General features: G+C 70.5%; 11 protein-coding genes. 8 read left to right on the top strand and 3 right to left on the bottom strand.

Annotated elements, in window-relative coordinates:
• Positions 1-45 precede the first annotated feature (45 nt).
• Positions 46-1,230: a zinc-dependent alcohol dehydrogenase gene (locus ACGFY9_RS16605; RefSeq protein ID WP_393754722.1), complete on the bottom strand. Its 1,185-nt coding sequence runs from the start codon at positions 1,228-1,230 to the stop codon at positions 46-48.
• Between the two features lie 446 nt (positions 1,231-1,676).
• Here ACGFY9_RS16605 and ACGFY9_RS16600 point away from each other — a divergent pair, with 446 nt between their 5' ends.
• A complete protein-coding gene (locus ACGFY9_RS16600) occupies positions 1,677-2,462 on the top strand; it encodes a LysE family translocator (protein WP_393754721.1) in 786 nt (261 codons plus the stop codon).
• Between the two features lie 540 nt (positions 2,463-3,002).
• Here the strand turns inward: ACGFY9_RS16600 and ACGFY9_RS16595 are convergent.
• A complete protein-coding gene (locus ACGFY9_RS16595; protein WP_393754719.1) occupies positions 3,003-3,341 on the bottom strand; it encodes a hypothetical protein in 339 nt (112 codons plus the stop codon).
• 29 nt (positions 3,342-3,370) lie between these two features.
• On the bottom strand, positions 3,371-4,222 hold the full coding sequence (locus ACGFY9_RS16590) for a hypothetical protein (protein WP_393754718.1): 852 nt from the start codon (positions 4,220-4,222) through the stop codon (positions 3,371-3,373).
• Positions 4,223-4,679: 457 nt separating this feature from the next.
• Between ACGFY9_RS16590 and ACGFY9_RS16585 the strand changes: the two genes are divergently transcribed.
• The 7 genes from ACGFY9_RS16585 (at position 4,680) to ACGFY9_RS16555 (ending at position 13,772) form a co-directional block, all read left to right on the top strand.
• Positions 4,680-4,997 (top strand): DUF3040 domain-containing protein, encoded by a 318-nt coding sequence (locus ACGFY9_RS16585; protein ID WP_393754716.1) that lies wholly within the window; start codon positions 4,680-4,682, stop codon positions 4,995-4,997.
• Positions 4,988-6,046 carry a DNA topoisomerase IB gene (locus ACGFY9_RS16580; protein WP_393754715.1) on the top strand — a complete coding sequence of 353 codons (1,059 nt, stop codon included), beginning with the start codon at positions 4,988-4,990 and terminating at the stop codon, positions 6,044-6,046. Before ACGFY9_RS16585 ends, ACGFY9_RS16580 begins: the two co-directional genes overlap by 10 nt.
• A 38-nt stretch (positions 6,047-6,084) precedes the next feature.
• Positions 6,085-7,611: an FAD-dependent oxidoreductase gene (locus tag ACGFY9_RS16575; RefSeq protein WP_393754713.1), complete on the top strand. Its 1,527-nt coding sequence runs from the start codon at positions 6,085-6,087 to the stop codon at positions 7,609-7,611.
• 67 nt (positions 7,612-7,678) lie between these two features.
• Positions 7,679-9,148, top strand: coding sequence for an aminotransferase class I/II-fold pyridoxal phosphate-dependent enzyme (locus ACGFY9_RS16570; RefSeq protein ID WP_393754711.1), 1,470 nt, complete (start codon positions 7,679-7,681; stop codon positions 9,146-9,148).
• A 107-nt stretch (positions 9,149-9,255) separates the two neighbouring features.
• Positions 9,256-9,525, top strand: a complete 270-nt coding sequence (locus tag ACGFY9_RS16565; protein WP_393754709.1) for a hypothetical protein — start codon at positions 9,256-9,258, stop codon at positions 9,523-9,525.
• A gap of 93 nt (positions 9,526-9,618) precedes the next feature.
• Positions 9,619-12,864 (top strand): formate dehydrogenase, encoded by a 3,246-nt coding sequence (gene fdh, locus ACGFY9_RS16560; RefSeq protein WP_393754707.1) that lies wholly within the window; start codon positions 9,619-9,621, stop codon positions 12,862-12,864.
• Positions 12,861-13,772: a 4Fe-4S dicluster domain-containing protein gene (locus tag ACGFY9_RS16555; protein WP_393754705.1), complete on the top strand. Its 912-nt coding sequence runs from the start codon at positions 12,861-12,863 to the stop codon at positions 13,770-13,772. Before fdh ends, ACGFY9_RS16555 begins: the two co-directional genes overlap by 4 nt.
• The last annotated feature ends 74 nt before the right edge of the window (positions 13,773-13,846 follow it).

Here is a 13,846-nt window from a genome sequence, read left to right as displayed (position 1 = left end):
ACGCGTCGCGCGAGCCGTGATCCCGTACCTGGGCGCTTCGGCGTTTCAGGGGCGCAGCAGGGTTTTGACCATGCCGTCCCGCTTGGCCTGGAAGGCCGCGTACGCCTTTGGCGCCTCCTCCAGCGGCAAGTGGTGGGTGGCGAAGCCGTCCACGCCGAAGGTGTCCGCCTCGGTGAGCAGCGGCAGGATCTCCGGGACCCAGCGCCACACGTTCGCCTGGCCCATCCGGAACTGGAGCTGCTTGTCGAACATGCGCAGCAGCGGCAGGGGGTCCGCGGCCCCGCCGTACACGCCGGAGAGCGAGACGGTGCCGCCGCGCCGTACGAGGTCGATCGCGGCGTAGAGCGCGCCGAGCCGGTCCACGCCTGCCTTCTCCATGAACGGCTGGGCCAGCGCGTCGGGCAGCAGCGCGGTCGCCCACTGGGCGGCCTTGGTCACCGGGTTGCCGTGCGCCTCCATGCCGACCGCGTCGATCACGGCGTCGGTGCCGCGCCCGTCGGTCAGTTCGCGCACCGCGCCCCCGAGGTCCTTCTCGTGACGGCGCAGGTCCAGGCAGGTCACTCCGTGCGCGGCGGCCCGGTCGAGGCGTTCGTCCACGAGGTCGACGCCGATGACGAGCCCGGCGCCCCGGTGCCGGGCGATGCGCGTGGCCATGTCGCCGATCGGGCCGAGCCCCAGGACGGTGAGCGATCCGCCGGGTGGCACCGCCGCGTACTCGACGGCTTGCCAGGCGGTCGGCAGCACGTCGGAGAGATAGACGAAACGGTCGTCGGGCGGCCCCTCGGGCACCTTGATCGGCAGGGCGTTGCCGAACGGCACCCGCAGGTACTCAGCCTGCCCGCCCGGCACCTGCCCGTACAGCTTGGTGTAGCCGAACAGCGAGGCCCCGGAGCCGTACTCCCGCACCTGTGTCGTCTCGCACTGCGAATGGAGTCCCTGGGAGCACATGAAGCAGGTGCCGCAGGAGACGTTGAACGGGATGACGACCCGGTCCCCGGGGGCGAAGGCACGCACCTCGGGGCCGACGGCCTCGACGACGCCCATGGACTCGTGGCCCAGGATGTCGCCCGGGTCCAGGAACGGCCCGAGAACTTCGTACAAGTGCAGGTCCGAACCGCAGATACCGGTGGAGGTGATCCGCACGATCACGTCGTCGGGCTGTTCGATCACCGGATCGGGAACCGTCTCCACCCGGACGTCCCGCCGACCCTGCCAGGTCAGAGCTCGCATACAGTCCGCCTCCTCGCTCGTCCTTCGACCAGTGACGCAGGAGGCCGGGTATCCGCGGCGGGCACCCTCAACCACGGCCGCGAACAGCGGCGGCCTGACGCCATCCCTTCCGCAGCGGAATTCCGGGCGGCGGCCGATGGGGAGTCGATGGTCCTCGTGCGGCCCGCGGTCGAGCGGGCTGGAGTGGCGCGCCTCCCCGACTCCAGCCCCTGCCGCCGGATCGGCGCGAGGGCGTCGTGGCCCGGGCGTGGCCAGGCGGTGGCATTCAGGGTGCGCTGCCATTCCTCAACGCGGTAGCGAAGTCGTCCTCCGGGTACCGATCGGCACGTGGGCGTGCGCGCTCGTAGCCCGGTGTGATTCACAAGGATTGAACGGGCCCTCTCCACGCAGACGGCCACGGCCTGCCGACGGAAGAAATCGTCGCGGTATCCGGTACGCGTATCGACATGATCTCAGATGTGGAGTGGACGACCTTCTTCCCTGCGGCTCTGCTGATTGCCGCTTCACCGGGGGCAAATCAGTTACTGGCCTTGCGCAATGGTTTGCGTTATGGATGGGGTTCTGCCATCAGTGCCTCCTTGGGGCGCTTTACTGCGTTCGCATTGATGGTGGGAGGGGTCGCGGCGGGTTTGGGGGCGGTCCTCGCGGCCTCCGAACTCGCGTTCAATGTGATCAAGTGGTGCGGGGTTGTATACCTGGCGTGGTTGGGGCTGAGGACCGCGCTCACCGCGGTGCGCCACGGCGGGGGCCGGCCGGATCGGGGAACCGCCGGGCTTTCCACGGAGGACGGCGACAGGCGGCGGCACGACGGTCCGTCGGCGTGGCGTCGGGCGCGGCAGGAATTCGTGGTCGCAGCGTCGAATCCGAAGGCCCTCATTTTGTTCACCGTTTTTTTGCCGCAGTTCCTGACGCGCGGCGCCGACGGCGCAGCTACTCCCTTGCTGGCCCTCGGCGCCGCCTATATCGGTGTCGAGTTCTGTTGTGCCTTCGGTTATGCCGCGCTGGGGAGCCGTCTGAAGAACATGGGGATCAGTCGGCGGGCTCGGCGGCTGTTGGATGTGGTGACGGGGGTGGCCATGCTGGGGCTGGCCGGCTGGCCGGCTGGCCGGCAACCGAGCAGCACTGAGGCGAGTTCCGTCAGTGGTTGCCGAGCGGGAGGATGGGGATGGCTTCCCGGCGACAGTAGGTGGCGGGACGCCGGACCGCTCGGCGCAGGGAACGCCAGTTGCTGATGGTGCGCAGCAGCCCGTCGTCGGGCGCGCTGTGCCAGAAGCGGTTCTCGTCCTGGTTGCCGAGGACGGGGCAGAACAGGGATACGGCCAGGGTGACGCGGTGGCCGCGGGTGACGGGGGTGACCGCGTGATACACACGGCTACCCGGGTGAACATGGTGTCTCCGACGCGCTGGAACGGGGCGGTGTACACGTCTGGGTGGGCCGATCCCTTTGCGGTGATCTCCTCGCGGCGGGCCTCGAACTGGCTCGGATGGCCTCGGTAGTAGATGTAGTCACCGCCTTCGTGTTCCTCGTGGTCGGTGAGGGTCATGGTGAAGACGTAGTTCATGCCGTCGAGGTGCCACTTCGCGACGATCGGAGCCTGTGAGGGGGCGGGCGGCCCGTAGTAATTGATCTGGACTGCCGCGTCGCGTATGGGGTGGGGGATCAGGGGGACTCCGACCAGGCGTGAGGCGGCGTTGAGGAACGCGGGGTCACGGACCATGGCGTGGACGAACGGGGAGATGGTCTCCACGCCGCGCAGTCGGTGGGAGACGACCTAGTCGTTGTGCACGGCGCAGGTCTTCAGTTCGTGGCAGATCTCCCTGAGCGCCTGCGCCCCCTCCGGGCTGAGCAGGCGGATGGGGCCGGCCATGGCCAGGTCGTCGCGGTCCCCCTCGCGGCCGTGTAATTCATGGTCGGAGTAGCCGAAGTCGGCCATGCGCAGCGTGACGGCGGGCTTGGGCGCGGAGCGTGCGACGAACCGCGTCTCCCAGCGCGGCTCGGAGAAGTGGTAGGCGGAAGCGGCGCGCTCACCGGCATGCAGCGAGCGCCGGAAACGCTCCAGTCCGGTGGTGATCGCGGCGACGCGCGTCTCTTCGGAAGTGGGGGCGTGCATCACGTGCTCCTTGTTCCTTGTCCTTGGGATCAGTGGGCGGCTGTTCGGTAGCGGTCTGCTTGGTACTGCTGGTCGTTGATCCATTCCTCGCGGACGGCCTCGATCGGATCGTCGAGCAGCAGGCGGGCCAGGCTGTTGCCGTCCTTCCAGGGCTCGGCCGCAGAGCGCATCACCAGGACCAGGGTGATGCGCTCGCCGTCGTCGAGCGGCTCGGCGGTGTGCAGCAGGCGTCGCCCCTGCGTCAGCACACCGTGTCCGGTGCGTTGCGCAACGCGTGCGTGATCGTCCAGGTTCAGGGCGCGGCCCCGTTTCAGCTCCCACCGGCCCTCTTCGGGCGGCCCCGGGTGGATCAGGGTGGCGCCGCCATCGGAGTTGCCGCTGGTGTACAGAGGGATCAGCTCGACCATGGCGGCCCCCTCGGTGTGATGCTCGATCGGGATCTCCTGAGGCCGGTAGAAGTTGATGTGCGATGCGGCCCGGGAGATGGGGTATGGCTCCAGGTCGGCCTGGGCGAGGTCGTAGATGTCGAAAGGGCTCTCGGGCAGATCGGTGCGGATGTCACCGTGCCAGAACTGGGCGTCGTCCTCGTCGAGGTCCAGGCCCCGGTAGGTGATGCGCGGCAGGTTCGGGAGACTGCGCGTGGCCCGTAAGGCCCGTAAGAGGCGCAGGCCCTCCCCGGCGCCGCAGCCGATGTCCATCACACTCAGCTTGCCGCTCCGGGGTAACTGAGCGAGGGCACTCTGCAGGATGGAGAAGGTGACCGGCTCCTCCCAGAGCACCTTGACGGCGTCGCGGCGCTGGGACGAGGCGTAGTGATCCGCTCCGGGTGCACAAGCCCGTGCCGGGGCGGACGAGTTCTGCGAGCTGACAGTGCTCTGCATGATTCTCCTCGTGGCTCAGATTGCGAGTGCGTGTGCCACACATCTACTCGTTGAACCACCGCAAGCACGCAAACAGGACTCTGTGCCGAGGCGCAGGGGATGACTCAGCCGCAGGCCAGAGCCGAGCAACATCTCAGCCTCCTTTCCTTTGAGGCATCTGTGGACGTCCGGGGCGGTTGAAATCCGCGTTGAGGTCATCCGAAACCATGCGCCCCATCGAGAGGGTGAGAACGCTTCCGGTTTTCCGAACGTGATCGTTCGGTTCGGTGCCTTCTGTGCGTGTGGGTGCGCGAGGCACGCGTACCAGGGCAAGCCGTACGAAGACTCCGTCCCGGCCGCCGGCAGGCATCGGTCGGCTTTCGCGGGGCACTCGTCCCGTCATCAGCACCGAGGACTCCCGCGCCGACCCGGAGCGGAGCGGTCCCGTGCCACAGCCCGGGAGAATGAGGTACTCACCGTGGAAAGCCGCAACAACCCCGACGACGTCGCGCTGACGTCGCACGAACGCCTCGCCCTGTGGCGTATCGAAGCGGATCTCAGCGAGGACCGACGTCTCGCCCGGCGGATGCGCCGCCCGGGCGCCCGGCCGTGGCTGCCCGTGTCGGTGGCCGCCCTGACGTGTGCGTCGCTGCTCCTCCTCGTCGTGGGGATCCTCAGCTCCAACTCCGTCGTCCTGTGGTGCCTCACCGCGCTGTGGCCGGCCACCATCCTGCTGGCTTTCCGGATGCTGCGCCGTCCGGCCGACGCCGAGGACCGCATCAGGTCATGGCGGTGAACTCCGCGCCGTCGCAAGGCAGTTCACGGCGGCAGGTCCGGTTGCGCGACAGCGACATCCACCGGCCGGGCATCACCCGGATCCGCTGCGGGCGGGGGTTCCGCTACGTCGACCCCGACGGCCGCCCCATCTCCGACGGGGTCGAGCGGCAACGCCTGCGCGAGCTGGCCGTACCGCCCGCGTGGACGGACGTGTGGATCTGCCCCGAGCCCAACGGACACATCCAGGCGACCGGCACCGACGCCGCGGGACGTCGCCAGTACCTCTACCACCCACGATTCCGGGAGCGGCAGGAGGCGGCCAAGCACGAGCACGTGCTCGAAGTGGCCCCCGCCCTGCCCCTGCTGCGAAAGCACACCGCCGAGGATCTCAAGGCCCGGGGACTGTGCCGGGACCGTGTGCTGGCCTGCGCGGCGCGCCTGCTCGACCTGGGGTTCTTCCGGATCGGGAACGAGTCGTACCGCCGCGACAACGAGACGCACGGTCTCACCACGCTGCTCCGCGAGCACGCCTCGTGCCGCCACGGCGAGGTGCGGTTCGCCTATCCGGCCAAGGGCGCGAAGGAGGTGTCGCAGGCGCTGGCCGAGGAGTCCGTGTGCCGGGCCCTGCGCGCGCTGCTGCGCCGCCGTGACGACGGCGAGCGCCTCTTCGCCTACTGGCAGTCCGGTGCCTGGCACGACGTGCACGCGGACGATCTCAACGCGTATCTGCGCGAGCGCACGGACACCGACCTCACGGCCAAGGACTTCCGCACCTGGCACGCCACCGTCCTCGCGGCCGTCGCCCTCGCCGTGGCGGAGCCCGTCGCCGCAGCACGCGTCACCGCCCGCAGACGCGCGGTGACGCGTGCCGTCCGTGAGGTGGCCGGCTACCTGGGAAACACGCCGACGATCTGCCGCGCCTCGTACATCAATCCCAGGGTCGTCGAACTCTTCGAGGAGGGCCGGACCATCGCCCCGGCCCTCGACGACCTGGGCGCGGGCGTCCGCTTCGGCGAACCGGCCACGCAGGGTGCCGTGGAGGAAGCCGTGCTGCGGCTGCTGGCGTAGCTTCGCGTATCCCGTCGCCACAGGGGCACCCGGCCGCCATGAACGCCACGGCAGGAACCAATGGGTCGTACTGGCTGGAGACCGCACCACCCGGCGAGCCCGCTCCCCCGCTCTCCCATGACCTCTCCGTCGACGTCGCGGTGATCGGCGGCGGCATGGCGGGACTCAGTACGGCCTGGGAACTGGCCGGGCAGGGACGCGAGGTGGCCGTACTGGAGGCCGGGCGGCTCGCCGCCGGGGTCACCGGCCGCACGACGGCCAAGCTGACCGCCCTGCACACGCTGGTCTACGACCGTCTCCGCCGCACCCGTGGCCCCGAGGGCGCGAGGCTGTACGCGCGCTCGCAGTCCGCCGCGATCCGCCACGCCGCCGAGATCGTCGAGGATCTGGGCATCGACTGCGAGTGGGAGGAGGCGGAGGCCTTCACCTACGCCGAGGACCCCCGAGGCGTGGCGGAATTGCGGACCGAGGCGGAGGCGGCCCGCGAGGCGGGGCTGCCGGCCGACCTCGTCACCGAGACCGATCTGCCCTTTCCGGTGGCCGGCGCGGTCCGGGTGACGGGGCAGGCCCAGTTCCATCCCCGGAAGTACCTGCTGGGGCTCGCGGGCGACCTGCGACGACGCGGCGGCGCCGTGTACGAGGGCACACGGGTCGTGGGCCTCAGTGAAGGCGAACCCTGCGTGCTGACGACCGACGCCGGCGTGTCGATCCGCGCCGCCGAGGTCGTGATCGCCACGCACTACCCCGTGTTCGACCGGGCCCTGCTCTTCGCCAGGCTGTCCCCCAGGAGGGAGCTCGTGGTGGCCGGCACCGTCGACGAGGCGATCGCCCCACGCGGCATGTACATCACGCCCGAGCAGGCCACACGGTCGGTGCGCAGCGCACCGTACGGCGACGGCAAACGCCTGCTGATCGTCACCGGGGAGCACTTCACGCCCGGCGCCGCCGACGTCGAGGAACGCTTCGCCCGGCTGTCCGCCTGGGCCCAGGACCACTTCCCGGGTCTCACGCTCACGCACCGCTGGGCCACCCAGGACAACGACTCCACCGACTCCGTGCCCCTCGTCGGTCCGCTCCACGTCGGCAGCCGCCACACCTATGTGGCCACCGGGTTCGGCGGCTGGGGCCTGAGCGGCGGCATCATGGCGGGCGGCCTGATCGGGGACCTCGTCGGCGGACGCGCGTGCGAGTGGGGCGGCCTCTACGATCCGCGCCGAGTGGCCTCCGTGATCCGCGAGGGCGGGACCTTCCTGAAGCACCAGGCGCACGTGGCCCGGCACTTCGTGGGTGACCGGCTGCCACCGCTGACGAGTCCGGCGGTGGAGGACATCCCTCGCGGCGAGGGTGCCGTGGTGCGAAGCGGCGGGCGGCAGTGCGCCGTTCACCGCGACGAGAACGGCCAGCTGCACGCCGTCTCCGCCCGCTGCACCCACCTGGGCTGCATCGTGGCCTTCAACCGCGCGGAACAGGCCTGGGAATGCCCGTGCCACGGTTCCCGTTTCGCGCCGGACGGACAGATCCTCCAGGGGCCCGCCGTCCGGCCGTTGGAGAAACGCGACATCTGAACGGCGTGGAGGCGGTGCCGACACCGCCGGCCCGCATGATCGCCTCACCGCGGGGAACCCGGCCGCCATGGGTGCGAACCAGGCCGAGGCCCCGATTCTCGAAGCGCTCGCCCGCTACGCGGACGCGGACGAACTGGGATTCACTCCCCCGGGCCACAAACGGGCACGCGGGGCTGACCCCCGCGCACGCGCGGTCCTGGGTGACGCCGTCTTCTACGGTGACGTCCTGGCCAACGGCGGCCTGGACGACCGGCTCACCCGAGGTCGCGTGCTGGAGCGGGCCGAGAACCTCATGGCCGACGCGGTGCACGCGGACCACACGTTCTTCTCGACCTGCGGCAGCTCCCTGTCGGTGAAGGCCGCCATGCTGGCGGTCACCTGCCCCGGCCACCGGCTCCTCGTCGGACGCGACGCCCACAAGTCGGTGGTGGCCGGGCTCATCCTCTCCGGTGTCGAGCCCGTGTGGGTGGAACCCCAGTGGGACACCTCCCGCCACCTCGCCCATCCCCCCTCGGCGGCGGCCTACGCGAAGGCGTTCGCGGAGCATCCGGACGCGGATGGTGCCCTGGTCACCAGCCCCACCCCGTACGGAGCCGCCGCCGACCTCACAGGCATCGCGGACGTCTGCCACCGGCTCGGCAAACCGCTCGTCGTGGACGAGGCATGGGGAGCGCACCTCCCCTTCCACGACGACCTGCCGTCATGGGCCATGGACGCCGGCGCCGACATCTGTGTGACCAGCATCCACAAGATGGGCAGCGGCCTGGAACAGGGCTCGGTGTTCCACCTCCAGGGCGACCTCGTCGATCCCGCCGAACTGGCCTCGCGGGCCGACCTCCTCGGCACGACGAGCCCGAACGTCCTGATCTACGCCGGCATCGACGCCTGGCGCCGGCAGATGGTCCAGCACGGTCGTCAACTCCTCGGCCGGGCACTGGAGTTGGCGGCCCGCACCCGCATAGCCGTCGAAGCGATCGACGGCTTCCACGTCAACGACGCGAAGGACTTCCGCGGCCCCGACCTCGCCCACGACTTCGACCCGCTCCCGGTCGTCATGGACATCGGCGAACTCGGCACCACCGGCTACCGCGCCGCCGACTGGCTGCGCACCCACCACCACATCGACGCCCACCTCTTCGATCACCGCCGGATCAGCGCACAGCTCACCCACGCCGACGACGAGCAGACCACCACCCGTCTCCTGACGGCCCTGCGCGACCTCGCCGACCACACCGCCGACCTGCGCGACGCCCCCCAGGTCGCCGTCCCGTCACCCGACGAACTGCGGATGGACCAGGCCCGCCCGCCCCGGGACGCCTACTTCGCCCGGCAAGCGAAGGTCCCCGCGGCGGAAGCCGTCGGCAGGATCGCCGCCGAGATGATCACCCCCTACCCGCCCGGCATCCCCGTGGCCCTGCCCGGCGAACGCCTCACCGAGCCCGTACTGACCTACCTGGTCACAGGGGTCGAGGCCGGCATGTTCCTGCCGGACCCAGCCGACCAGCGACTGAAGACCGTACGGGTCGTCGAGGACTGACCCGCGCCGCGGTTCCAGGACGAAAGGATCCGACACCCTTGCGTAGCGAAGCCGCGTCCGGGGTACCCGGGCTCGCGCCAGGGTCCGGCCGAGAGAGGGAGAGCGCCGTGAGCGACCACCGTCCGGGGAGTCACGGGGACGACGAACCGCGGGAGACGCAGCCCGTGCCGAGGGACATGCCCGACCAGCAGGCGGGTGCCGACGGGGACCCCTGGGAGCCCGACGGCGACGCGCCGCGGTCGGCTGAGGGCGAGGGCCCGGAATCCCCCGACGAAGAGATCCCCGACACGGACGAGGCCGGCACGGGTCGGCGCGGCTCTCCGCAGTCCGGTAGCCCCCGGCCGGAGCACCCGGTGCCCGACGAACCGTCCGGCTGACGCTCCGCGCGCCATCCCCACCCCGGTGGGCGAATCTGGAAGTGACGACCACCACGCGACGCCGTAGACCCCAGCCGCCGAAAGGACACGACCATGGGGGTACGCACCTGGATCAGTGACTGGCCCGCCTTCCGTCAGCTCACCGGTTCCGACCCGCTGGGCCGGGGCCGGGCCGCCATGTCGGCGCGCACCGAGCAGCTCAGGCCGCGCACGGACACCGCCGACCGGGTGGTGGCTTCCGTGTGCCCCTACTGCGCGGTGGGCTGCGGCCAGCAGATCTACGTCAAGGACGACAAGGTCGTCCAGATCGAGGGCGATCCCGACTCGCCCGTCAGCCGGGGCCGCCTGTGTCCCAAGGGCTCGGCCACACTCCAGCTCACCACCGGCTCGGCCCGTCGCCACGAGGTGCTGTACCGGCGGCCGTACGCCGCCGACTGGGAGCCCCTCGATCTGGAGACCGCCATGGACATGGTGGCCGACCGGGTGGTCGAGACCCGGCGCCGGACCTGGGAGTGGGAGTCCGAGGGGCTGCGCACCGCGCGCACCCTCGGTATCGCCAGCCTCGGCGGCGCGACGCTCGACAACGAGGAGAACTACCTCATCAAGAAGCTGCTGACCGGTCTCGGCGTGGTCCAGGTGGAGAACCAGGCCCGGGTCTGCCACAGCTCCACGGTCGCCGGGCTCGGCACCTCCTTCGGGCGGGGCGGCGCCACCACCTTCATGCAGGACCTCCAGCACGCCGACTGCATCGTCATCCAGGGCTCCAACTTCGCCGAGGCGCACCCGGTCGGTTTCCAGTGGGTGATGGAGGCGAAGGCGCGCGGCGCCCGGATCATCCACGTCGACCCGCGCTTCACCCGCACCAGCGCGCTGGCCGACCTGCACGTCCCGATCCGGGCCGGCAGCGACATCGCGTTCCTCGGCGGGATCATCAACCACGTCCTGACCGAGGAGAAGGACTTCCGCGAGTACGTCCTCGCCTACACCAACGCCGCCACCTTGGTGAGCGAGGACTTCCGCGACACCGAGGACCTCGACGGCGTCTTCTCCGGCCTGGACGAGGACAAGCACCACTACGACCCCTCCAGCTGGCAGTACGAGGGCGTCGAGGTGCAGCAGCCCACCGGCGAGGTCGACGAGCAGTACGAGGAGCGCGTCCACGGCTCCGGCAGCTCCGAGTCGCACGGCTCGGGCGGTGCGCAGACCACGAGCAGGCCACCCCGCGACGAGACGCTGCGGCACCCGCGCTGCGTCTACCAGATCCTCAAGCGCCACTACGCCCGCTACACCCCGGAGTTGGTGGAGGACGTCTGCGGGATACCGCGCGAGACGTTCCTCCAGGTGTGCGAAGCCCTGACCGCCAACTCGGGGCGCGAGCGGACGAGCGCGTTCGCGTACGCGGTCGGCTGGACCCAGCACTCGGTCGGCGCCCAGTACATCCGCGCCGCGAGCGTGCTCCAGCTGCTGCTCGGCAACATCGGCCGCCCCGGCGGCGGCATCCAGGCGCTGCGCGGCCACGCCTCCATCCAGGGCTCCAGCGACATCCCCACCCTGTTCAACCTGCTGCCCGGCTACCTCCCCATGCCGCACGCCCACGCGCATGAGACTCTCGACGCGTTCATCGAGGCCAGCCGTACCGACAAGGGCTTCTGGGGCAACATGCGGGCCTACTTCGTGAGCCTCCTGAAGGCGTACTACGGCGACGCGGCCACCCCGGCCAACGACTTCTGCTTCGACCACCTGCCGCGCCTGACCGGCTCCCACTCCACCTACGACACGGTGATGGCCCAGCTGGACGGCGCGTGCAAGGGCTACTTCCTGATGGGCGAGAACCCTGCCGTCGGCTCCGCCAACACACGACTCCAACGGCTCGGCATGGCCAACCTGGAGTGGCTCGTCGTCCGCGACTTCTCCCTCATCGAGTCGGCGACCTGGTGGCAGGACGGCCCGGAGATCGAGACCGGCGAGTTGCGCACCGAGGACATCGGCACCGAGGTGTTCTTCTTCCCGGCCGCCTCCCACACCGAGAAGAACGGCTCCTTCACCAACACCAACCGCTGGCTCCAGTGGCACCACGCCGCTGTGGAGCCCGAGGGCGACGCCCGCAGCGACCTGTGGTTCATGTACCACCTGGGCCGCCGCATCAAGGAGCGGCTGGCCGCGTCGACCGACCCGATGGACCGGCCCGTACAGGATCTGACCTGGGACTACCCGGTGGACGGCCCGCTGCGGGAGCCGGTCGCCGCCGCCGTGCTCGCCGAGATCAACGGCCACGGCCCGGACGGCGCGCCCCTCTCGGCGTACACCGAGCTCAAGGACGACGGCTCGACCAGGTGCGGCTGCTGGATCTACTGCGGGGTCTACGCGGACGGCGTCAACCAGGCCGCCCGCCGCAAGCCGGGAAGCGAACAGGACTGGGTGGCCGCCGAGTGGGCCTGGGCCTGGCCCGCCAACCGGCGCATCCTCTACAACCGGGCCTCGGCCGCCCCGGACGGCACACCGTGGAGCGAGCGCAAGGCGTACGTCTGGTGGGACGAGGACGCCCACAGATGGACCGGGCACGACGTCCCGGACTTCGTGCCCGACCGCGCCCCCGACTTCGTACCGGACGAGAACGCGACCGGCCCCGACGCGCTGCGCGGCGACGACCCGTTCATCATGCAGGCCGACGGCAAGGGCTGGCTGTACGCGCCCGCTGGCCTGGAGGACGGCCCGCTCCCCACGCACTACGAACCGCAGGACTCGCCCTTCGCCAATGCCCTCCACCCCTCCACACCACGTTCCCCCGTACGCCAGTTGCTGCCCCGGGAGGGCAACCGCTACCACCCGAGCGGCGACGAGAAGGGTGCCGAGGTCTTCCCCTATGTCGTCACCACGCACCGCCTCACCGAGCACTTCACGGCGGGCGGCATGAGCCGCTGGTCGCCGTATCTCTCCGAGCTCCAGCCGGAGTTCTTCTGCGAGGTCTCCCCGCAACTGGCCGCAGAACGCGGCCTGGAGCACATGGGCTGGGCCACCATCGTCACGGCCCGCAACGCGATCGAGGCCCGCGTCATGGTCACCGCACGGATCACCCCGCTGACGGTGCACGGCCGTACGGTCCACCAGATCGGACTGCCGTTCCACTGGGGCCCCAACGGCGTGGCCACCGGCGACGCGGCCAACGAACTCGTCGCCATCGCCCTCGACCCCAACGCACATATCCAGGAGGACAAGGCGCTGACCGCCGACATCCGCCCGGGCCGCCGGCCGCGCGGCCCCGACCTGCCGAAGCTGGTCGCCGAGTACCGCAGGCGCGCGGGCATCACCGCCAACACAGGGACGGAGACCAGGACATGACGGACCGTCACCTTCTGAGCGGTACAGAACCCGACCCGGCCCGCGACGCCGGACACCCCCAACCCCCGCCCCGCGTCGGCTTCTTCACCGACACCTCCGTCTGCATCGGCTGCAAGGCCTGCGAGGTGGCGTGCAAGGAGTGGAACGCCATCCCGGAGGACGGCCTCTCCCTCACCGGCATGAGCTACGACAACACCCAGGGACTCGGCGCCTCCACCTGGCGCCATGTCGCCTTCATCGAACAGCAGGTACCGGTGGCGGACGGCCGCACCCAACTGCCCCTGGTGCAGACCGAGTCCGGGCCGCCCGCCGATACCGGGGAACTGCGCTGGCTGATGTCCTCCGACGTGTGCAAGCACTGCACCCACGCCGCCTGCCTCGACGTCTGCCCCACCGGCTCCCTCTTCCGCACCGAGTTCGGTACGGTCGTCGTCCAGGAGGACATCTGCAACGGCTGCGGCTACTGCGTGCCCGCCTGCCCGTACGGCGTCATCGAGCAACGCCCCGACGACGGCCGGGCGTTCAAGTGCACGATGTGCTATGACCGGCTCGGCGCCGGGCAGGAACCCGCTTGCGCCAAGGCCTGCCCGACCGAGTCCATCCAGTTCGGCCCGCTGGACGAACTGCGCGAACGCGCCGCACTCCGCGTTGACCAGTTGCACGAGGCGGGCGTGGAGGGCGCCCGGCTCTACGGCCACGAGCCCGACGACGGGGTCGGCGGCGACGGCGCGTTCTTCCTGCTCCTGGACGAACCCGAGGTCTACGGACTGCCCCCGAACCCGGTCGTCACCACCCGCGACCTCCCCACGATGTGGAAGCACGCAGGTGCGGCCGCCCTGTCGCTCGTCGGCGGCTTCGCGCTCTCCTTCGCACTGCCCGCCCTCCGTGGAAGGAAGGGAACACGATGACGGCGACGGGGCGGAACGGGCAGCGCGGTCCGGGTGGACGTGGTGGGCGTCGCGGTCGTCGGGGAGAGCAACTC

The sequence above is a fragment of the Streptomyces sp. NPDC048504 genome, from assembly GCF_043200035.1.
In the GTDB taxonomy this organism is placed as follows: domain Bacteria; phylum Actinomycetota; class Actinomycetes; order Streptomycetales; family Streptomycetaceae; genus Streptomyces.
Note: the sequence above shows the minus strand (reverse complement) of the source record. Positions and strands in the feature narration are given on the sequence as shown.

Bases quoted from the DNA above. Each gene is read 5' to 3' on its own strand.
- ACGFY9_RS16605 (WP_393754722.1), bottom strand. From the start codon at position 1,230: ATGCGAGCTCTGACCTGGCAGGGTCGGCGGGACGTCCGGGTGGAGACG.
- ACGFY9_RS16600 (WP_393754721.1), top strand. From the start codon at position 1,677: ATGATCTCAGATGTGGAGTGGACGACCTTCTTCCCTGCGGCTCTGCTG.
- ACGFY9_RS16595 (WP_393754719.1), bottom strand. From the start codon at position 3,341: ATGCACGCCCCCACTTCCGAAGAGACGCGCGTCGCCGCGATCACCACC.
- ACGFY9_RS16590 (WP_393754718.1), bottom strand. From the start codon at position 4,222: ATGCAGAGCACTGTCAGCTCGCAGAACTCGTCCGCCCCGGCACGGGCT.
- ACGFY9_RS16580 (WP_393754715.1), top strand. From the start codon at position 4,988: ATGGCGGTGAACTCCGCGCCGTCGCAAGGCAGTTCACGGCGGCAGGTC.
- ACGFY9_RS16575 (WP_393754713.1), top strand. From the start codon at position 6,085: ATGAACGCCACGGCAGGAACCAATGGGTCGTACTGGCTGGAGACCGCA.
- ACGFY9_RS16570 (WP_393754711.1), top strand. From the start codon at position 7,679: ATGGGTGCGAACCAGGCCGAGGCCCCGATTCTCGAAGCGCTCGCCCGC.
- fdh (WP_393754707.1), top strand. From the start codon at position 9,619: ATGGGGGTACGCACCTGGATCAGTGACTGGCCCGCCTTCCGTCAGCTC.
- ACGFY9_RS16555 (WP_393754705.1), top strand. From the start codon at position 12,861: ATGACGGACCGTCACCTTCTGAGCGGTACAGAACCCGACCCGGCCCGC.